The organism is Blochmannia endosymbiont of Camponotus sp. C-003 (genome assembly GCF_023585685.1).
In the GTDB taxonomy this organism is placed as follows: domain Bacteria; phylum Pseudomonadota; class Gammaproteobacteria; order Enterobacterales; family Enterobacteriaceae; genus Blochmanniella.
Genome location: NZ_CP097764.1, coordinates 438,854 through 461,173, shown reverse-complemented (window position 1 = coordinate 461,173; position 22,320 = coordinate 438,854). Strand labels below are relative to the sequence as shown.

At 28.8% G+C, this 22,320-nt stretch carries 13 protein-coding genes; 9 read left to right on the top strand and 4 right to left on the bottom strand.

Annotation, left to right across the window (positions count from 1 at the left end; all coding sequences use genetic code 11):
• Nucleotides 1-55: 55 nt before the first annotated feature.
• The 5 genes from M9397_RS01955 (at nucleotide 56) to secA (ending at nucleotide 7,908) form a co-directional block, all read left to right on the top strand.
• A complete protein-coding gene (locus tag M9397_RS01955; RefSeq protein WP_250259584.1) occupies nucleotides 56-808 on the top strand; it encodes a cell division protein FtsQ/DivIB in 753 nt (250 codons plus the stop codon).
• Between the two features lie 64 nt (nucleotides 809-872).
• The gene (ftsA, locus tag M9397_RS01950) at nucleotides 873-2,129 is read left to right on the top strand and encodes a cell division protein FtsA (RefSeq protein ID WP_250259582.1); all 1,257 of its coding nucleotides are present in this window, start codon (nucleotides 873-875) and stop codon (nucleotides 2,127-2,129) included.
• A gap of 74 nt (nucleotides 2,130-2,203) precedes the next feature.
• Nucleotides 2,204-3,370, top strand: coding sequence for a cell division protein FtsZ (gene ftsZ / locus M9397_RS01945; RefSeq protein ID WP_250259579.1), 1,167 nt, complete (start codon nucleotides 2,204-2,206; stop codon nucleotides 3,368-3,370).
• Between the two features lie 105 nt (nucleotides 3,371-3,475).
• Nucleotides 3,476-4,369, top strand: coding sequence for a UDP-3-O-acyl-N-acetylglucosamine deacetylase (gene lpxC, locus M9397_RS01940; protein WP_250259577.1), 894 nt, complete (start codon nucleotides 3,476-3,478; stop codon nucleotides 4,367-4,369).
• A gap of 806 nt (nucleotides 4,370-5,175) precedes the next feature.
• On the top strand, nucleotides 5,176-7,908 hold the full coding sequence (secA, locus tag M9397_RS01935) for a preprotein translocase subunit SecA (RefSeq protein ID WP_250259575.1): 2,733 nt from the start codon (nucleotides 5,176-5,178) through the stop codon (nucleotides 7,906-7,908).
• A 279-nt stretch (nucleotides 7,909-8,187) separates the two neighbouring features.
• Here secA and coaE read toward each other — a convergent pair whose 3' ends face one another.
• On the bottom strand, nucleotides 8,188-8,826 hold the full coding sequence (coaE, locus tag M9397_RS01930; protein WP_250226716.1) for a dephospho-CoA kinase: 639 nt from the start codon (nucleotides 8,824-8,826) through the stop codon (nucleotides 8,188-8,190).
• A 471-nt stretch (nucleotides 8,827-9,297) separates the two neighbouring features.
• Between coaE and dksA the strand changes: the two genes are divergently transcribed.
• Together dksA and folK are read left to right on the top strand one after the other, a co-directional pair.
• Nucleotides 9,298-9,762, top strand: a complete 465-nt coding sequence (dksA, locus tag M9397_RS01925) for an RNA polymerase-binding protein DksA (RefSeq protein WP_250226715.1) — start codon at nucleotides 9,298-9,300, stop codon at nucleotides 9,760-9,762.
• A 251-nt stretch (nucleotides 9,763-10,013) separates the two neighbouring features.
• Nucleotides 10,014-10,505: a 2-amino-4-hydroxy-6-hydroxymethyldihydropteridine diphosphokinase gene (folK, locus tag M9397_RS01920; RefSeq protein WP_250226714.1), complete on the top strand. Its 492-nt coding sequence runs from the start codon at nucleotides 10,014-10,016 to the stop codon at nucleotides 10,503-10,505.
• Nucleotides 10,506-11,237: 732 nt separating this feature from the next.
• On the opposite strand, the gene lpdA is transcribed toward folK, so the two are convergent.
• From lpdA to aceE, 3 genes are all read right to left on the bottom strand, one after another.
• Nucleotides 11,238-12,653 carry a dihydrolipoyl dehydrogenase gene (lpdA, locus tag M9397_RS01915; protein ID WP_250259573.1) on the bottom strand — a complete coding sequence of 472 codons (1,416 nt, stop codon included), beginning with the start codon at nucleotides 12,651-12,653 and terminating at the stop codon, nucleotides 11,238-11,240.
• Nucleotides 12,654-12,866: 213 nt separating this feature from the next.
• A complete protein-coding gene (gene aceF / locus M9397_RS01910; protein WP_420022199.1) occupies nucleotides 12,867-14,144 on the bottom strand; it encodes a dihydrolipoyllysine-residue acetyltransferase in 1,278 nt (425 codons plus the stop codon).
• An 11-nt stretch (nucleotides 14,145-14,155) separates the two neighbouring features.
• Nucleotides 14,156-16,822: a pyruvate dehydrogenase (acetyl-transferring), homodimeric type gene (gene aceE, locus M9397_RS01905; protein WP_250259571.1), complete on the bottom strand. Its 2,667-nt coding sequence runs from the start codon at nucleotides 16,820-16,822 to the stop codon at nucleotides 14,156-14,158.
• Between the two features lie 2,122 nt (nucleotides 16,823-18,944).
• Between aceE and mrcB the strand changes: the two genes are divergently transcribed.
• Nucleotides 18,945-21,185 carry a bifunctional glycosyl transferase/transpeptidase gene (gene mrcB / locus M9397_RS01900; protein ID WP_250227201.1) on the top strand — a complete coding sequence of 747 codons (2,241 nt, stop codon included), beginning with the start codon at nucleotides 18,945-18,947 and terminating at the stop codon, nucleotides 21,183-21,185.
• A gap of 362 nt (nucleotides 21,186-21,547) precedes the next feature.
• Nucleotides 21,548-21,901: an iron-sulfur cluster insertion protein ErpA gene (erpA, locus tag M9397_RS01895; RefSeq protein ID WP_250226710.1), complete on the top strand. Its 354-nt coding sequence runs from the start codon at nucleotides 21,548-21,550 to the stop codon at nucleotides 21,899-21,901.
• Nucleotides 21,902-22,320: the final 419 nt, after the last annotated feature.

The following is a 22,320-nucleotide window of genomic DNA, read 5'->3' as shown; positions in this document are numbered from 1 at the left end:
TATAAAAGTGGATTTATTAATACACCTCAATCAGGGTTGAACGTACATAAATTGAGTGATAATTAAATATGGTTCAAAACAGAAATATAGATATCAGCATCAATTATTAAATTGGATACTAATCTCTATCGCTATCATTAGTATTGCTTGGAGTACTCACAAAGTAAGAACATGGATTCATAATTCTTATTGTGGCCCTATATCTTACATTATGTTCACCGGAAAACGACATTATACTACTGATATTGATATTAATCAACTCATAGTAAAGCTAAGAGTATTAGGTGCGTTTATAACACAGGATGTAAATGTTATTCAAAAACAAATTGAAAGTTTGTCATGGATTCAGCAAGTTAGCGTCAGGAAACAATGGCCAGATACGTTAAAAATTCATATAGTAGAATATGTTCCTTTAGCATACTGGAACAATTTTCAAACAATTAGTACAACAGGAATTATATTTAGAGTACCTAAAGAATATCGAGATGATGATAAAAAAACAATGCCATCTTTGTATGGGCCAGAAGGCAGCGAAAAAAATGTATTAGCTAATTATTATGTGTTCAATGAAATATTAAAATCTGTTAAATTTCAAGTAAAATCACTACACATGGATACACGCTATTCATGGCAATTGATTTTACAAGATGATATTCATCTAAAATTAGGTAGAAATAATATGATCGAACGATTATATTATTTCATTAAAATTTATCCTATTCTTATTCATAAAATGAACGACAATAAAAAGTATATTGATTATATAGATTTACGTTATCGTTCAGGATTTTCTGTAAGATGGGGATAAAATCGATCACCCTTATACTTTGTAATAAATAGAAGAAAAAAATAAATAAAGGCAATCACAAAATATGATCAAGGCTTCAGATAAAAAATTACTAGTAGGATTAGAAATTGGCACAGCTAAAGTTGCTACGATGATAGGTGAAATTTTGCCTGATGGAATAGTCAATATTATTGGATTAGGACATTGTCCGTCACGTGGTATGGACAAAGGAGGAGTGAACAATTTAGAATCAGTAATAAAATGCGTACAATATTCTATCAATCAATCAGAACTGATGGCAGGTTGTCAAATTTCGTCTGTTTATCTTTCTTTATCTGGAAAACATATTAGTTGTAAAAATGAAATAGGTATGGTACCTATTTCAGAAGAAGAAGTAACACAATCGGATGTGGATAATGTAGTGCACATAGCTAAATCAGTTAGAGTGCGTGATGAACATCGAATATTACATGTAATTCCACAAGATTACGCTATTGATTATCAAGAAGGCATTAAAAATCCAGTTGGGTTATCTGGAGTTAGAATGCAAGCTAAAGTCCATTTAATTACTTGTCATAATGATATGGCTAAAAATATCGTCAAAGCAGTAGAACGATGTGGATTACAGGTAGATCAATTGATATTTTCTGGATTAGCTTCAAGCCATGCTGTCTTAACAGAAGATGAACGTGAGTTAGGTGTCTGTGTTGTAGATCTGGGTGGTGGCATCATGGACATAGCAATATATACTGCTGGAGCTTTACGCCATACTAAAGTCATCCCATATGCTGGAAATGTAGTTACTAGTGATATTGCCTATGCTTTCGGCACTCCATTATCGGACGCAGAAATACTTAAAGTTCGTTACGGCTGTGCTTTAGAATCCTTAATCAGCAAAGGAGAAAATATCGAAGTTCCAAGTGTCGGGGGCAGACCACCTCGTATTTTGCAACGTCATATGTTGGCAGAAATCATTGAACCTCGATACATTGAATTAATGATGTTGGTTAATAAAGAAATATTACAGTTACAATCACAACTGCGTCAACTTAATATTAAACATCATCTTGCAGCAGGAATTGTATTAACCGGAGGAGCATCTCTTATAGATGGATTGTCCGCTTGCGCTCAAAAAGTATTTCATACACAAGTTCGTATTGCATCTTCTATAAATACAAACGGAATAACAGATGATATAAAAAGACCTCAGTATTCTACTGTTATTGGATTATTACATTATGGAAAAGAATCTCATTTAAATAATGAGATAGACATAGAAAAAAGAATAACAATTAAAAGTTGGATAAGAAAAGTAAATAATTGGCTAAAAAAAGAATTTTAGTTTTTATGAGTATGAAATATATTGAATCCGTTAAAATTATTTTTAAAAATAACTGAAGTAATCTGGAGAAAACTATGTTTGAACCAATGGAATTAACTAGTGATGCAGTAATTAAAGTTGTTGGTATTGGCGGAGGCGGTAGTAATGCAGTCGATCATATGTTACGTGAACGTATTGAAGGTGTAGATTTTTTTGCTGTTAATACTGATGCCCAAGCTTTAAGAAAAATGACAGTAGGTCAAACTATCCAAATTGGTAGTTCTATCACTAAAGGACTAGGAGCAGGTGCCAATCCTGAAATTGGTCGTAATTCTGCAGAAGAAGATCGTGATGTATTGAAGGCTACTATAGAAGGTGCAGATATGGTATTTATTGCTGCAGGTATGGGTGGGGGTACTGGAACAGGTGCTGCCCCGATAATAGCGCAAGTGGCTAAAGACTTAGGTATTTTGACTGTAGCTGTAGTTACAAAACCTTTTAATTTTGAAGGAAAAAAACGTATGACATTTGCTGAACAAGGAATTTCTGAATTATCTAAATATGTAGATTCATTAATAACAATTCCAAATGATAAATTATTAAAAGTTTTAGGGCGTGGTGTATCATTACTAGATGCTTTTAGCGCTGCTAATGACGTATTAAAAGGCGCTGTTCAAGGTATTGCAGAATTAATTACTCGACCGGGTCTAATGAATGTAGATTTTGCAGATGTGCGTACAGTAATGTCGGAAATGGGATATGCTATGATGGGGGCTGGAGTAGGATGCGGCGATGATAGAGCGGAAGAAGCATCAGAGCTAGCTATTGCTAGCCCTTTGTTAGAAGATATTGATTTATCTGGAGCTCGCGGTGTTTTGGTAAATATCACTTCTGGTTTAGATCTACGATTAGATGAATTTGAAACTGTGGGTAATACTATACGTTCTTTTGCTTCTGACAACGCTACAGTAGTAATCGGAACTGCTCTAGATCCAGACATAAATAATGAACTACGTGTTACGGTAGTAGCAACAGGAATTGGTGTCGATACACGTTCAGATATTATGTTATCCAACACTAAAGAAGAAAAAAAAGTAATAAAAGATAATCATTATAATAATCATGCTTCCCAAAGAGTGTCTACATTTTTTAAAGAATCAAGACATACGTCATCTAATACGGTGGATCATCGAAGTACAACGCTTGATAAAGATGGGGATTATTTAGATATCCCTGCTTTTCTAAGAAAACAAGCAGACTAAACTAAAAATAGTAGTATACATAGATATTTTATATAAAATGCAATCAATATACATATAGCAATCACTAATAAGGCAAATAATACAATAATTGCATGAGACGATATAATGATAAAACAACGAACATTGAAACGTGTTGTGCAAACTACTGGTGTAGGATTACACACTGGCAAGAAAGTTACATTAACTTTACACCCTACTTCAGCAAATACTGGGATCATTTATCGTCGTACTGACTTACATCCTCCTGTAGATTTGCAAGTTAATGTTAAATCAGTAGGAAACACTGTGTTATGTACATGCTTGATTAATGAATATGGTGTTCAGATTTTTACTGTTGAACATTTAAGTGCTGCTCAAGCAGGATTGGGTATTGATAATATTATTATAGAACTTAATGCTCCTGAAGTTCCAATAATGGATGGTAGCGCCAGTCCTTTCGTATGTTTATTATTAGATGCTGGTATAGAAGAACTCAACAGTGCAAAAAAATTTCTACGGTTAAAACAAACAGTACGTGTGGAAGATGGAGAAAAATGGGCTGAGTTAAGACCATTTGATGGTTTTACAATCGATTTTACTATTGATTTTAATCATCCAGCTATTAATGTGAATAGACAACATTGTTTTTTTAATTTCTCTTCATCATCTTTTGTTGATAATATTAGTCGAGCACGTACTTTTGGTTTTACACGTGATATAAAAAATTTACAATCGCGTGGATTTGCTTTGGGAGGAAGTATTGATTCTGCTATAGTAATCGATGATTATCGTGTGCTTAATGAAGATGGTTTACGTTTTGATGATGAATTTGTTCGGCATAAAATGTTGGATGCTATTGGAGATTTGTTCATGTGTGGACATAATCTTATTGGTTCTTTTATTGCTTTTAAATCTGGACATACTCTAAATAATAAGTTATTAAAAACTGTTTTGTCATGCCAAGAAGCATGGGAATTTGCTACGTTTTCTAATGCATCTGATTTACCTTTAGTATTTTAAAATCCAAATTATATATTTAGATCAATGTATAAAAAGACAACAATAATCATTCTAAATTTAGTATATAAATTTAACCGAATTCATATGTAGATATCGATCTATCACAATCGAATTTTTTTGGAAATTATATATATAACTATATGTTAATTTATATGTTTTTTATAGTTTTTGAATCTAAAATATTAAAATTAATTAGATGTATATATAACGCATATTGTAGTTAAGAATTGAAATTCTACTATATTTTTAATCCTGTTAAGTTTATTCATCATTGTGATATATATCTGTATTATTACAATAATAATAAGTGTTATATGTATGTAACGCTGATCATAAAACCAGAAAATTAATAATATTTTGGTATTGTAATTTTCCCTCATTTGTATTTATAGAATTTGGAATTATTGTATTAAGATATTCTCTGAATATGTCAAGCGTATCTTTATACTTTTATATGAAGCATAATAATTTTACAATTAGTTAGTAATTACTTTTAAAATTTTTAAATTTATATAATATATTTTAGTCTTATAGTAGATATTTTAGTTAATAATTAATAATTGTATCGTATTTGTAATATGCTTACAGAAAGATATACATATGGATTATTACATAAATAATGACTATATTTAATCATGTATTTTATTCCAATCTATTAATGTCTATTTTGATAAATTGTAAATTAGTATTATTTTAGAATTTTTATTATAAATTTTATTATAGTCGCTGTATTATGAACGGAAATATGTAAAATTGTTGCATGTTTTCAATAATGTGCTTCTCATTGTAATGAGATATAAATCGTCATGATAACACCATTAAAATTATTTACTAAAATTTTTAGAAATAGAAATGATCGCGTGTTACTTCGTATGAAAAAATTGGTAGATGTGATAAATCATCTAGAGAAAGATATAGCAAAATTAAGTGATAGTCAACTTGCTTATAAAACTAATGAATTTCGTATATCTATTGAATCGGGCGTAAATCTTGAAAATCTATTACCGCAAGCATTTGCTGTAGTGCGCGAAGCTGTTAAAAGAATATTTAATATACGTCTTTTTGATGTTCAATTATTAGGAGGAATAGTTCTTAACGGTCGGTGTATTGCGGAAATGAAAACTGGAGAAGGAAAAACTTTAACTGCTACTTTACCTGCTTATTTAAATGCATTGAGCGGTCAAGGGGTACATATCGTTACAGTTAATAATTATTTAGCACATAGAGACGCAGTAAATAATAAAGCATTATTTGAATTTTTAGGGTTAACTGTTGGAATTAATTTGCCGGGGTTATCAGGATCAATGAAACGTGCTGCGTATGCAGCAGATATTACCTACGGAACAAACAATGAATATGGTTTTGATTATTTACGTGATAATATGGTGTTTTCCCCAGAAGAACGAGTACAACGGGGGTTACATTATGCATTAATAGATGAAGTAGATTCTATTTTGATTGATGAAGCTCGTACCCCATTAGTTATTTCTGGGCCATCAGATGATACTTCTTTATTATATTTAAAAATCAACGAATTAGTTTTTAGTATCATTCAAAAAAATAAAAAAGACATAGATAATTTAAAACAAGAAGAATATTTCACAGTTGATGAAAAATCTAAACAAGTTATTCTGACTGAGAATGGATTAGTATTAATAGAACAATTATTAATTCAATCTGGAATCATGAATCAAGGTGAATCGTTGTATTCATCGGATAATATCATATTAATGCATCATGTTAACGCAGCATTTCGTGCTCACATTTTATTTGCGTGTGAGGTGGATTATCTTGTTAAAAATGATGAAATACTTATCATTGACGAACATACAGGACGAGTTATGCCTGGTCGTCGATGGTCAGATGGACTGCATCAAGCAATAGAAGCTAAGGAACATGTAACGATTCAAAATGAAAATCAAACATTGGCTTCAATCACATTTCAAAATTATTTCCGTTTATATGAAAAATTATCTGGCATGACAGGCACTGCTAATACTGAAGCATTTGAATTTCAATCTATTTATAAATTAGACACTATAGTTATACCGACTAATCGTCCTATGATTCGTAATGATTTTCCAGATGTAATTTATATGACGGAACATGAAAAAATTGAAGCTATCGTTAATGATATTAAAGATTGTGTTAATCGGAACCAACCAGTACTAGTGGGAACCATATCAATTGATAAATCTGAAATTATTTCGCATGCTTTAAATCAAATTGGAGTTATTCATAAAGTTTTAAATGCTAAGTTTCACGCTGCAGAAGCAGATATTATAGCGCAAGCAGGATATCCTGGTGCGGTAACTATTGCTACAAATATGGCTGGACGTGGAACCGACATTATATTAGGGGGTAATTGGCGGGCAGAGATTGCTGCGTTGCACAAATCAGATGCATGTAAAATTTTAAAAATTAAATCTGATTGGGAGAAACGTCATCACGCAGTATTAAAATCTGGAGGATTACATGTCATTGGGACAGAACGACATGAATCTCGTCGTATTGACAATCAATTGCGTGGACGATCTGGACGACACGGAGATATAGGTTCGTCTAGATTTTATTTATCAATGGAGGATTCATTAATACGTATTTTTGCTTCTAATAAATTAGTAAAAATGATGAAAAAATTAGGAATGAAATCAGGAGAATCAATTGAACATCCATGGATTACTAAAGCTATTGCTCATGCTCAAAAAAAAGTAGAAAATCGTAATTTTGATATTAGAAAACAATTACTGGAATACAATGATGTAGCTAATGATCAGCGTCGTGTTATTTATGAACAACGTGATAAATTATTAAATATATCAGATATCAGTGATGTTATTAGAAATATTCGTTGCGATGTTGTTAATAAATTGTTTAATATTTATATTCCTCTAGAAATTATAGAAAATAAAAAGGATCTAATAAAATTAGAAGAATGTTTAAAAAACGATTTTTGTTTAAAGTTACCTCTTATAGAATGGATAGAAGTAGAGCCTAGATTATATGAGGAAAAAGAAATATTACGTCGACGTATACTAGAAAATATGACTCAACAGTATGAGCATACTAAGAAAATAATTGGAATAGATATTATGTGTTCTTTTGAAAAAGGCATTATGCTAAGAACATTTGATGTACTGTGGAAAGAACATTTGGCGTCAATGGATTACTTACGTCAAGGACTTCATTTAAGAGGGTACGCGCAAAAAGATCCGAAGCAGGAATACAAAAGAGAATCATTCTCTATGTTTACTAAAATGTTAGATAATTTAAAATATGAAGTGATAAGCGAATTGAGTAAGTTAGTAATAGAATTATTCAACAAAAAAGAATCTGTTGTAAATTCAACTAATAAATATAATAATTTTCAATTTATGAATACGCAAGTAGTAAATAATCAATTAGAATCAATAGATCATTTTTTAAATCAACATGTATTAATTCATAATAAAATAGTAGGTCGCAATGATTCTTGCCCTTGTGGATCCAATAAGAAATTTAAAGAATGTCATGGTAAAATCACAAATAAACGTCATTAATATACATCAAATATTTTAATTTAATATTATTTTTAGTCATTTATACCGTATATTATATAATAAAGTTTACAGCATTTTTTTAAACTATCTAGTTTAACTGGCTAACTATAAGTTACTAGATGTTTTCAAAAACATAAATATATATAATATGTACTGTAGTTGTAGTATATGCATGATTTTAACGGTTATAAATATGAGCACTGTTTTTTGAAAGTTATAAAATGACAAAATTTTTTGTATATTGTTGATTGTGATATAAATAAAGTACAATTTTTTGTTTTATTTACTAAAATAGTGTTTTTTAGTAATTATTTTTGCTGCTTGAAGATAATATTGATGCAAATCATTGATATATCGTGTCATTCCATCAATATTTTTGTTATTTTTAATAACATTATCAGCATAACATAATCTATTTTGGCGAGATATTTGAGATGCTAAAATGTTTTTAGCATATTGTTTATTTATTTTATCCCTATTAATAATCCGATTTAATTGAACATCAACATCTACGTCTATCGTTAGTATGTGATCGGCATATTTTTGTAAATTATTTTCTATTAACAATGGAACAACCCATAAAATATAAGATGATCGATTAGATAATATATTTATTGTTTTTTGTATTTCTTGTCTGATAATTGGGTGTAACAATTTTTCAATCCATTCTTTGTCTTTAGGATTAAAGAAAATTATTTTTTTTAACATGGATCTATTCAATGAACCATTAGACAGCAGAATGTGAGGCCCAAAATATTTAGTTATCATATGTAAAGCAATGCTTCCAGGTTGAGTGACTTTTTTAGAAATCACATCAGCATCTACTACGGATACTTTTCTTGATAAATTAGAGAATTTTTGAGCAACAACACTTTTTCCAGAACAAATACCACCAGTAAGTGCAACAATATAAGACATAATTTTATGTGTATCATTAAATAATAAAAATGTTTTGTGAAATGTTTTTATAAAAATTAGAAAATTAACATTAAAAATGTTTTACAAACTATGTATAGTGTCTAAATAATATGGTTGTTGTTTTTAACATTTTAAAATATCAATTAAAACTAATGTGATAATTTATCATATAAATAAAAATATTTTTATCACTAGTAACTGATTTTTTAATCAAAACATTTATGACAATGTAAAAGTTATGCATAAATTTTTACGTATTTGTATACATGTATATAATTGCTATATATAAATAATTATACAAACTAATCAGAGTTGATTATAAGATCGTATATAATATAATGATCATTTTCAAAATATAATTATAATTCATCATTTATTTAATAACATTTATAAAATTATATGAGAAATAATTATTGTGAATAAAATATTGATATGAATTGCTTTTAATATTATATAAACAGGAGCAAATATATGTCAAAAAAATCACCAAGCAATCGTAGACATTCTTCTTTGAATGTATTAATAATTGCTGGAGTTACGCCATATCAACAAAAACCTAATGAAGAATATATGAGTTCTCATCAACTTTTACATTTTAAACGTATCCTTAAAACATGGAAAAATCAACTGAAAAAAGATTTAGGATATTCTGAATTATGCGCACAAGATCAGATATCAATTAATTTTCCAGATCCAGTAGATAGAGCAGTACAAGAAGAAGAATTTAATATTAAATTACGTAATCGAGATAGAGAGCATAAACTTATTGAAAAAATTGAAAAAACCTTAAAAAAAATAGATACAAATGAATTTGGATTTTGTGCTTCATGTGATGTAGAAATCGGTATCCGAAGATTAGAGGCTCGCCCAACAGCTGATTTATGTATTGATTGTAAAACTTTAGAAGAAATTAAAGAAAAACAAATGACTGGATAGATTTTTAGTGAAATTAAATGCATATATGTGTTATATGGAGTACGTAAAGATTAGTTGTGAATACTGTATATGATGTAGTAATATTAATTATAGTTGTCAATTTAAATTTTATTTTTTAATATATTTATGCATCATAAAAACTATTTATTCAAAACTTATGTAATTTTATAATTTCTATATTATTTAAATGTTTCATAAAAATAAAAGAACGACAATTTATAAAATAAAATTGATTGGAGATACATAATAGAATGGAACGGGTTTGGGTGGGAATTGGTAGTAATCTATTAAATCCAAAACAACAGGCAGATCGCGCCATATGGTCTCTTTCTAATCTTCCAATGACTAGGCTGATAACTTTTTCCTCCTATTATCGTAGTTTACCATTAGGAAATAAAAATCAGCCTGATTTTCTAAATGCAATAATAATATTGGATACTAATCTATCTCCAACAGCATTGTTAAGTCACATTCAATATATAGAACAACAACAAGGACGTATACGATCACATAATTCTCCTGTATGGCAACCACGCACTTTAGATTTAGATATTTTATTGTTTGGAAAATATATTACATATGGTTCTGAATTAACAATACCGCATCATGGAATGCTTCACCGAGAATTTATATTGTATCCATTGATGCAATTAGATAATAGTTTAGTTTTTCCCAACGGAAGAATTATAACAGATATCGTTAAAACTGTACCTACACATGGTTTAGATTTGTGGAAGGAATAATAAAATTTTAAAATACACATTAACTATACATATACAACATAAGCTTGTTTGATGTTGTTTTGTTTCAAAAAATAAATCGAATAGTCTATATATTCAATTAGGGTCGAATGAAATTGATAGTATCAATATATATTTGTTATTTATTGAATATGGGTAAAGATTTTGATATATCTGTTAAAAGATCAACTAAGTAATAAATTTTTATTAATTGTTTTTTATTACTGTAATTTAAAGATCACATTAAAATATGCTGCTGCTGTCAATAAAAATTTAAGAATCATTTTAATTTTCAGAAAATTTATATATCTTTAGTATATTTTATTGTACTTGATCAAAGTAATTTGTAAAAATTTTTACCAAATATTTTACAAATTACAAAAAATATTTGATGTTTAGTTATTATACATTACAGCTCATGAATTTTATTAATCCTTAACATATCTAGTATTCATTGTTTTATTGATGCATGCGAATAACTGTTTACATGATTTATATAATAATAACAAAAATATATTGATATTAGTAATTAGTAAAATAAATCATGCATTAAAATATGTATTCTAATGTTATTAATTAATAATTTAAAAACTGATACATTATAGTAATTATCTATTTTTTATAGACATGAGCTTCGTTATGTACCTTATCAGTTGCGATGGACTATACAGCAATAAAGTATTATCTTTAATCTAATTGATTTATTTAAAATTTTCAAAAATCATATGGAATTTATTATATTAGTCTTTTTATATTAGGAAAATCAGTAACTGATCCATTATAAATAGATGCCGCTAATGATATTGATTCATATAAGGTTGGGTGAGCATGAATAGTTAAAGTAATATCTTCTACATCACATCCCATTTCAATAGCTAAAGTGATTTCTCCTAATATTTCACTAGCATGTGTTCCTAAAATTGAGCCTCCAATAATTCTGTTCGTTTTTTTATTGAAGATTAATTTGGTTACGCCTTCTTTGCAGTCTTCAGTAATTGCTCGACTTGAAGCCATCCAAGGGAAAACCGCAACTTCATAATCTATATTTTTTTCTTTAGCATCTTTTTCAGTATACCCAACCCATGCTATTTCTGGATCAGTATATACAATGGATGGGATTGTTATTGGATCAAAACAACGTGGTTTACCAGAAATAACTTCTGCAGCTACATGACCTTCATGAACACTTTTATGGGCTAGCATTGGATACCCGATAATATCTCCAATAGCAAAAATGTGTTGTACATTAGTACGCATCTGATGATCTACAGAAATAAAACCATATTTATCTACATTTACTCCCACACGTTCGATATTCAACATGTTACCATTTGGAGAGCGCCCAATTGCTACTAATAATGCATCATAACGTTGAGTATTTTTGAATAAAGTTTGTTGATTTTCCATAGTAACATAAATACCATCTTTCTTCGCTTCTACTATGTTAATTTTAGTGTTTAAAACTAAATTAATATTTTTACTAATTATTTTAGTAAAAATATTAGTAATATCTTCATCTAAAATTGGCATAACTTGATTACACATTTCTACTATATCAACTTCTGATCCAAAAGCATGATATATTGTTGCCATTTCTAATCCTATAGCTCCTGAGCCTATAATTAGAAGACGTTCAGGTATTGATTGTAAAGATAAAGCATCAGTTGAATTCCAAATACGTTGATCATTGGGAATGCATGGTAATGTCATAGCACGTGATCCCGCTGCTATAATAGCGTAATCAAATGCTATTTTTACAGTCATTTTATTATTTTCAACTTGAATAGTATGACTATCAAGAAATTTTCCAATCCCGTCAATTACTTTAACGTTCCGATTTTTTGCCATAGAACTCAAGCTATTAGACAATTGATCAATGATTTTATTCTTCCAAGAGCGTGTCTTATCAAGATCAATATGTGTTTCTCCTTCAAAAATACCATATTTATTTAATTTCTTTTTTATTTCAATGAGTTTAGCAATATATAACAATGTTTTAGAAGGGATACAACCAACATTCAGGCACACCCCACCTAAATTAGGATAACGTTCTACTATTGTAGTATCCATTCCTAAATCAGCGCAACGAAAAGCTGCAGAATAACCTCCTGGTCCTGCTCCTAAAATAAGAATTTGAGTTTTTATATTCATAATATATTGCCCTCAGATTTTGATCAAAAACTTTTGAGTATAATATTTAATTTGGTTAAATATGTATTTCTATAGTACAGAATTTAATATGTAATACAATGATATCATATTATAATCAATTTAAATGAGATTATCTTTCACTATACAAAACAGAAGATCAATTTAAAAAATGAAATTTTCAATTTCAAATTTATCCTTGTGTGATTAGTCAATTCACATAGACAATAATCGTGTATCAGAAATTATTCTATTAACAAGTGTCATAAATCGAGCACCATCAGCTCCATCAATAACACGATGATCATATGATAATGATAAAGGCAACATTAAACGTGGAGTAAAATCTTTTCCAGTCCACACTGGTTTTATAAAGGATTTAGACATTCCCAAAATAGCTACTTCTGGAACATTAATAATCGGAGTAAAAGCTGTACCTCCTATACCCCCCAAATTAGATATAGTAAAACTTCCTCCTTGCATATCAGTGGGAGTTAATTGATTTCCAGCACGAGCTTTCTTTGAGAGTTCTGACAATTCTTGTGATAATAAAATAATACCTTTCGTATTTACATCCTGGAGAACGGGCACTAATAAACCTTTAGGGGTATCAACTGCTATGCCGATATTAATATATTTTTTTAAAATTAGTGTTTGCCCGTCTTGAGATAAAGAACTATTGAATCGTGGTAACTCTTCTAATGCTTTTGCAACTGCTTTCATAACAAAAACTAAAAGCGTAATTTTACAATTTATTTGTTTCTTTTCAATATCAATATTTTGTTGTTTTCTAAAACTCTCTAAATCGGTAATATCAACTTCATCAAATTGTGTTACATGAGGAAGCATAATCCAATTTCTTTGTAAATTTAATCCGGAAGTTTGTTGTATTTTGCTTAATAGAACGGCTGTAGTATCACCAAATTTACTAAAATCTATCTTTGGCCAAGATAATATGGGTAATAATTGATTATATTGAATAGATGACATACGATTTGTGTAGTACATTGAAATATCGTTTATGTAATTTTGAATATCTTCTTTTAATATACGTCCCTTACGACCACTACCTTTTATTTTTGATAAATCTATTCCAAATGTACGAGCCATATGACGCACTAATGGCGTAGCATGAGCATATATCGCAGCATTATGATGAACATCGTTAGATGTCGTTCTATTTATTTTATCATCACTTGATATAGTACAGGAAGGAACAATATTTTTTTGATCGTTAATAGTAGGTATGTCATCAGTATGGTTTTGAGAATCAAGTAGTAAAATCAAAGATCCTGTGTGTACTTTATCTCCAACATGGACATAAATTTTAGTAACAATACCAGCAGAAGAAGATGGTATTTCCATAGATGATTTATCACCTTCAATCACAATAAGTGGCTGATTAGTATTAATATTATCTCCGATTTTTACCATTACTTCTGTAACTTCTAATTCATCCTCACCAATATTTGGTATATGAATTTTCATTGTCATCGTGTTACCTCTTATATTAGGCGCGGATTAATTTTGTTAGGGTCGATGTTAAATATTCTGATAGCGTTTAAAACAACATCGGCACTAATATGGCCTTTTTTTACCAATTGGGCTAATGCAGCAGTAACCACATAACCTGTATTTACTTCAAAATGATGTCGTAAATTTTTTCGACTATCGGAACGACCAAATCCATCTGTACCTAATACAAAAAAATGATGTCCTGGAATAAAACATCTGATTTGTTCTGCAAATAATTTCATATAATCAGTAGCAGCTACAGTGGGAAAATCATTTAATACAGTAGTAATGTATGGTATTTTGGGTATATCCATAGGATGTAACATATTCCATCGTTCGCAGTCTTGTCCATTCCGTGCTAATTCAGTAAAAGAAGTAACACTATATACATCAGAACTTACATTATATTCTTGAGACAAAATTTGAGCTGCTTCACGAACAAAACGTAAAATAGCGCCAGATCCCATTAATTGAATTTTTCCATTTTTTCCAGATAAAGATTCTAACTTATAAATTCCTTTTCGAATACCTTCTTCAACGCCTATTGGCATAGCTGGCATATGATATTTTTCATTTAATGTAGTGATATAATAATATATATTTTCTGGATTACTTCCATACATACGTATAAGACCATCTTGTATGATAACAGCGATTTCATATGCATATGCTGGATCATAAGAAATACAATTAGGAATTGTTAACGACTGAATGTGACTATGACCATCGGCATGTTGTAATCCTTCCCCATTTAAAGTAGTTCGACCAGATGTCCCTCCGATCAAGAATCCTCGAGCTTGTTGATCAGCAGCAGACCAAAAAAAGTCTCCGATTCTTTGAAAACCAAACATTGAATAAAATATATAAAATGGTATCATAGGGAGATTGTTAGTACTGTATGAGGTAGCAGCTGCTAACCACGATGCTGCAGCGCCTAATTCGCTAATTCCTTCTTGTAAAATTTGACCTTGTTTATCTTCACGATAATATGCAAGTAAATCATGATCTTGAGGAGTATATTGTTGTCCCATGGAGTTATAAATACCAATTTGACGAAATAGTCCTTCCATCCCAAAGGTTCGGCCTTCATCTGCAATGATAGGTACTAGTCTGTCTTTAATTGGTGTGTATTTTAGTAATATATTAAGAACACGTATAAATGCAAGAGTAGTAGAAATATCTTTATTTTGTTGTATCAATAAAGGAGAAAAATATTCTAATGTTGGTAGTTCTAGAGAATCAGTAGAATGCTGCAATCTATTTGGAACATATCCAAATAATGTTTTACGTCGATTATGTAAGTATACGTATTCTTGGGAATCTTCCTTAAGCGTTAAATAAGGTAAAGATGCAATTTGATCATCTTTGATAAGATTCAAATTAAATCTATCTCTAAAATAACGTATTCCGTTGATGTTAATTTTTTTTATTTGATGCGCAACGTTCATTCCTTCTGCGCTGGAACCCATACCATAACCTTTAACGGTATGTGCTAATATTACAACAGGTTTTCCAGATCCATTTTTAGCTTTTTCTAAAGCAGCAAATATTTTTTTAGGATCATGCCCACCACGATCTAACGCCCAAATTTCAGAGTCACTCATATTATCTACCAACGCGCTGGTTTCTGGATATTTACCAAAGAAGTGTTCACGTACATAAGCACCATCTTTAGATTTAAGCGTTTGATAATCTCCATCAACAGTTTCATTCATAAGTTGAATTAACTTGCCACTAGTATCTTTATGTAGCAGCGCATCCCATTTACTTCCCCAAATAACTTTAATCACTTCCCAACCTGATCCTTTAAATATATTTTCTAAATCATTAATGATTTTTCCATTTCCTGTTACTGGACCATCTAATCGTTGTAAATTACAATTAATAATAAAAATTAAATTATCCAATTTTTCTCTAGCAGCAATGTTAAGTGCTCCTTTAGATTCAGGTTCGTCCATTTCTCCATCCCCCAAAAAAGCGTATACTGTTTGCAACGTGGTATCCTTTAAATTTCTGTTGTTCAAATATTTCAAAAATTTTGCTTGATAAATTGCACTAATTGAAGTAAGACCCATGGAAACTGTAGGAAATTGCCAAAACTCTGGCATTAATTTTGGATGAGGATAGGAAGGAAGTCCTAAATTTTTTACTTCTTGACGAAAATTATTTATTTGATCTTCACATAATCGTCCTTCAAGAAAAGCACGAGCATATATACCAGGCGAAATATGACCTTGAAAATATATTAAGTCACCACCATCATGCTCGTTACGTGCACGAAAAAAATGATTAAAACATACTTCATATAACGTAGCAGAAGATTGGAATGAGGCAATATGACCTCCTAAATCCAAGTTTTTTTTTGATGCATTTAATACCATCATAACGGCATTCCAACGTATAACAGCACATATATGCTCTTCTATTTCTAAATTTCCGGGATATTTTGGTTCATCTTTGACTGGAATAGTATTGATATAATCATTTTTTATTTCATTATTAAAAATAATAACACCATTATTACGGGCTTCATGTATGATTTGATTTATCAAAAATTGAGCTCGATCGACACCTTCCTTTTGAATAACTGAAGAAATAGACTGTAACCAATCTTGTGTTTCTACTGGATCTACATCATCAGATACACGTTCTAACATTGTAGCATTTCCTTAGTGTATTTAAATTTAAATTCATGTTTATGTTGATTTCGTAAATGTCGTAATGAAATATTTATTCAAATTTGCATTTATAATAAATTAAATAATTTTAAAACTATATTGGTGTCATTATTTGTAAAAATAAAAATATTTATTACAGAAAAACAACATTCAGCAATTTATGAATATATGATTGATTCTATGACATTTTACGCTCTTCTCTCTAAGAGAAATTAATAATGAAATGAAGAATTCAAATATAATATTCCAAAAATATTATTTATAACTTTTTACCAATATCTTTATAAAATATCATTTATTTAAATAATTGTAATAAAATGCATAAGAGATTTATCTTTATAATCAATCATTCACTTTTGTGTATTCAATTATACAATTGAAATTAATAATTTTGTTTTTGTCGACAATTCATATATTTCATCATGAACAATGAATTATATTTCAGATGTTTACAATAATATATGTAAAAATATAGCTAATTTTTGTTTCATTGTGTTTTTATCGTAGTATAATTTAATATACAGTATCAACATTTTAATTATATATTCAAATATAACTAATAAAAATAACATTTCCTAACGATAAATGAGATAGTATTAAGATTTGTTATGTGTATGTTATGAACTAATTTTCAAGTAGTATTACAGTAATAATGGATACAATAGTAATTGTATTGGATTACATCTATTATTCAATGAAATAGAATACATCATATTTAATAATATACTGCATGAAAATTTATAGTTGTATATATGATGGATTTTTTTATTTATAATTAAAATACCAATATCAGCGCAAGTACATTTAAGAATTTATATAGTAAAATCTAGTTGTAGATTAGGTTGTATCTGATTGCAAGATGTCAAACATATTCTACATCTATATATCTATATCTATAGATAGATGTAGATATATATGAATTAAAATTATTTCTGATATTAATGAAAATAATATGTATATATATTGTAACACCACGGTATTTTTCACTTCAATAAGAAAAAGTATATGATTATAGCATCTGTATTAATTTGATGCAATATAGCACAATAAATGTATCATTTACTTATGAAGTAATAATTATGAAAATTCAAATTTTAAATATTAAAACTGATCATTAAAACGTCAATTTTTAGAAATTTTATGCATGATTAATTTGTTTTAGTTATATTTTTATTCATTTTTTTAATATAATGGATATTGAGATTTTTTGAAAATACACATAATAAGCCTATACTGTTAGATAATATTAATAATGTTTATACATTTAAAAAATATATTTATTTAAATAAATGAAATATTAAAAATACTCAAAATTCTCAATGTTTATTGCGATAAATAAACTATGTACGTTTGATTGCACATCAAATATTATAGATATTTCGGTATATATAGAATATTCATTACAAATTTTCTCTACAAAGAACAGATGTATATTAAAATAAAAATTCTTTGATATTTTTACTTGCAATGTTTCTAGGTGTAAGAATATCTATAGATTATATTTATGTTAAAAATTATAGAAATTATTTAAATTGATATCTAACTTAAATAAGTGATACAGTTCAATACTATATTTGGAATGGATTTAATAAAAATTAATAGTATTGTATAAATAAACATATTTATGTTTATAGCAACACGAGTATGAATATTATTGTGCATTCGTAGGTTATGATCGTGATGATTCCGATTATTTAAAATCGGATATCAATTTAAAAAAATGCCCATATTAATCGTGTCTGATGGTGTTGTTTCGTTTTGTTCATTTAATAATTAATTACCAATTAATATAATTTGTTTATAAGGATACGCAATGTATCTATGTACTTATTTTTTTAATGAATTACTGAACATCAGGTATAATATTTCATCTAAAAATATAGATTACTTATTTAAAATAGATATTAATTATTGTGGATTTATGTGAGTTACCATGTGCACTGCAATCACATATAATACACAGGAGAATAAATTATAACCGATTGTTAATCTCTAACTGAATAGAGTAACGCGTATTAATAATATAATTTTTATGAATCCATTATCATATAAGTATCATTCTGACATTGTACAACGCACTTTATATTTTTTATACGCTGTAATGTGCAGTTTTTTATTTATTATAATTTTAATTGTAGCGTATGGAATACTTTTAGATAAGAAGGTTCGAAACCGCATTAATGGAAAAGTTTGGAGACTACCTACTGTTATGTATAGTCGTACAATTAATGTTGAACCTAATATGTCGTATAATAAACATGATATAATTCATTTATTAAAATCGTTACAATATCGTCAAGTCTCCAAAATTGCCCATTCAGGAGAGTTTACTGTACACAATAATGACATTGAATTATTTCGTAGATCTTTTCATTTCCCAAGTGGAGAAGAAGGAGCAATGCATGTGTCCTTTTTTTTTGATCAAGAAAAATTACTCCGTATTTATAATCAAGATACAAAAAATAATTTTGGTTTATTTCGATTGGATCCAAAGATCATATCTATTTTATATGCTCCTAATAAGCAACAAAGATTATTCATTCCAAGATCAGGGTTTCCGGATCTCTTAATAGAGATGTTGTTAGCTGTTGAAGATCGTTATTTTTATCAGCATGATGGTATTCAAATATCCTCTATTGGGCGAGCTTTTTTAGCAAATATTTTTTCTGGTCGCACTGTACAAGGTGGTAGTACTTTAACACAACAATTAGTAAAAAATTTATTTTTAAGTAATACACGATCATTTTGGCGTAAATTTAATGAAGCCTATATGGCTTTAATTTTGGATCATCGATATAGTAAAGACCGTATTCTTGAATTATACTTGAATGAAATATATTTTGGACAAAACGGAAATGATCAGATTCGTGGGTTTCCTTTAGCTAGTTTTTATTATTTTGGTAGACCGGTAAATGAATTAAGTGTAGATCAACAAGCAATGTTGGTGGGGATGATAAAAGGTGCGTCTTTGTATAATCCCTGGAAAAATCCACAAATAACACTGGAACGTAGAAATTTAATACTCAAATTGTTAGAACATAGAAATTTTATTGATAAAAAAATGTGTGCTATTCTTAGCACACGACCTTTGGGAATACAGCCGAAAGATGAGGCTGTGATTCTACAACCCGCTTTTACACAAATGGTGAATGAAGAAATACAAAATATCAATCAAATTAATGATTTTTCTGGAATAAAAATATTCACTACGTTAGATCCTAACTCTCAAAAAGCGGCAGAACAAGCAATGGAATTAGGCATTAATAAACTAAGACATTATTATAATATAGAAGATTTAGAAGGAGCCATAGTTGTAGTAGATCGATTTAGTGGGAAAGTACGAGCTATGGTAGGAGGCTCTAATCCTCATTTTTATGGATTTAATCGCGCTATGTATGCCCGTCGTTCTATAGGTTCATTAGCAAAACCAGCAATTTATTTAGCAGCTTTGAGTAATCCTAATAAATACCACCTCAACACATGGATTGCTGATGAGCCTATTAATTTACAACAACCAAATGGAGTAATTTGGTCTCCCAAAAATTATGATCGAAAATTTCGGGGAAAAGTTACACTTATTGATGCTTTTATTAAATCCCTTAATATACCTACTGTTAATTTAGGAATGACAATGGGATTAGATGCTATTTCCGATATTTTACAAAAGTTGGGCATTTCTCCTAATTTTATTTCTTCTTTTCCATCAATCCTTTTAGGATCCATTAGTTTGACACCTATAGAAGTCGCTCAAAAGTTTCAAACTATTGCTAGTGGTGGTCAGTATTCTGCCTTATCATCTGTTCGTTATATTATGAATGAAGAAAATACAGTATTATATCAACATTTTTACAAAACAGAGCGTGTTATTTTCCCTCAAGCAGCTTATTTAATGTTATATGCAATGCAACAAGTGGTAACAAGAGGAACTTCTTATATTTTATCTTTAAAATTTCCTTGTTCTCAGTTAGCTGCAAAAACTGGCACTACCAATGATCTTCGTGATAGTTGGTTTGTTGGAATTGATGATACAGAAGTAACTGTGATTTGGCTAGGACGTGATAATAACGGAAGAACTAAGTTAACAGGCACTAATGGTGCATTAACTTTATACAATTTATATTTAGATCATAAACACCCTACTCCTTTACATTTAGAACCGCCTAGTGGTATTAAGAATATACCTGTAGATGATTGTGGTAATTTTGTATTACACGATAGCAAAAACGCTGGTTATCAAGTTTTGCCAGCATGGGTAAATGATTGGCAATTATTATTGCAATCACTTAAAGAATCCAAAATAATATCATATAATCCACCACCGATAGATGCTGTAGGAAAATAAAGCATTAACGATACAAATGAATAGATAGATAATTGTTATTATAAATAATTGTTAATTCTTGGTAAAATAGAAATATGATTTCTACAAACAATATCCAACGATACTTTAATCTTGTTCATTCTATTTTTATGTCATTAATTAACAATATAATATTTGATATTTTCTAATTAAATAAAATTTATTTACACATATATGTTTATAACTTATAGATAATATTATTGCATATGCATATGTATATGTTACTAAATCTTTGTTTAGGGAATTAATTTTAATATAATTGAATATGATCACATTATAAATGGATCAATTAATTATTGCAAAACATAATATAACATTATATATGATATAAAAGGTTGATAATTATGAATAATGACGCAAACATTCCTATACAATTGACTGATTTTGCAGCTAAAAAAGTAAAGTTTTTCATTGAAAATGAAATAATTAATAGTAATTCACGTTTAAAATTACGTATATATATCATAGGAGGAGGTTGTAGCGGGTTTCAATATGGTTTTGTTTTAGATGATAAAGTTTCTAATGATGATTATATTATAGAAAATAATGGTGCTTCTTTGGTAATAGATCCTATGAGTCTACAATATTTATTTGGAGGTACTATAGATTATTATGAAGGATTGGAAGGATCCCGATTTGTTGTAATCAATCCAAATGCTAAGAATACTTGTAGCTGCGGTTCTTCTTTCAGCGTATAAATATTTTGATGTATAACATAATAAATCATCAAATATATTATGTTTACTGTGATCATGTTCATTAAATATTAGTATATTAATTTGCATTATATATACATCGTGTTTTATATAGTATAAAATTCAAGTATTAAAATTATTAACTGTGATTACTCATTATATAGTGGGTATGGTGTGTATTTAAAAGATAAAATTAAAATAAAATTTTTGTAATAAATGTGAAGGCTATATTGATTATTTTTAATAACTAAGTTATACCTTAACTAGGCATTTTATTTGTGATAATTCATTTTATTAATTATTTAAGTTTGAATAACATCCAGAAATAATCAGAATTGTATTATAAAATAAGGATAAACATGTAATTATTACTTATATAACTGATAATCCGCCATGGTCATAGAGAGAACTTTTAAACAATG

Excerpts from the sequence above, each read along its gene's own strand:
- ftsA (WP_250259582.1), top strand. The coding sequence starts at position 873 with ATGATCAAGGCTTCAGATAAAAAATTACTAGTAGGATTAGAAATTGGC.
- ftsZ (WP_250259579.1), top strand. The coding sequence starts at position 2,204 with ATGTTTGAACCAATGGAATTAACTAGTGATGCAGTAATTAAAGTTGTT.
- aceF (WP_420022199.1), bottom strand. The coding sequence starts at position 14,144 with ATGACAATGAAAATTCATATACCAAATATTGGTGAGGATGAATTAGAA.
- coaE (WP_250226716.1), bottom strand. The coding sequence starts at position 8,826 with ATGTCTTATATTGTTGCACTTACTGGTGGTATTTGTTCTGGAAAAAGT.
- lpxC (WP_250259577.1), top strand. The coding sequence starts at position 3,476 with ATGATAAAACAACGAACATTGAAACGTGTTGTGCAAACTACTGGTGTA.
- mrcB (WP_250227201.1), top strand. The coding sequence starts at position 18,945 with ATGTGCAGTTTTTTATTTATTATAATTTTAATTGTAGCGTATGGAATA.
- lpdA (WP_250259573.1), bottom strand. The coding sequence starts at position 12,653 with ATGAATATAAAAACTCAAATTCTTATTTTAGGAGCAGGACCAGGAGGT.
- erpA (WP_250226710.1), top strand. The coding sequence starts at position 21,548 with ATGAATAATGACGCAAACATTCCTATACAATTGACTGATTTTGCAGCT.
- aceE (WP_250259571.1), bottom strand. The coding sequence starts at position 16,822 with ATGTTAGAACGTGTATCTGATGATGTAGATCCAGTAGAAACACAAGAT.
- secA (WP_250259575.1), top strand. The coding sequence starts at position 5,176 with ATGATAACACCATTAAAATTATTTACTAAAATTTTTAGAAATAGAAAT.
- folK (WP_250226714.1), top strand. The coding sequence starts at position 10,014 with ATGGAACGGGTTTGGGTGGGAATTGGTAGTAATCTATTAAATCCAAAA.
- dksA (WP_250226715.1), top strand. The coding sequence starts at position 9,298 with ATGTCAAAAAAATCACCAAGCAATCGTAGACATTCTTCTTTGAATGTA.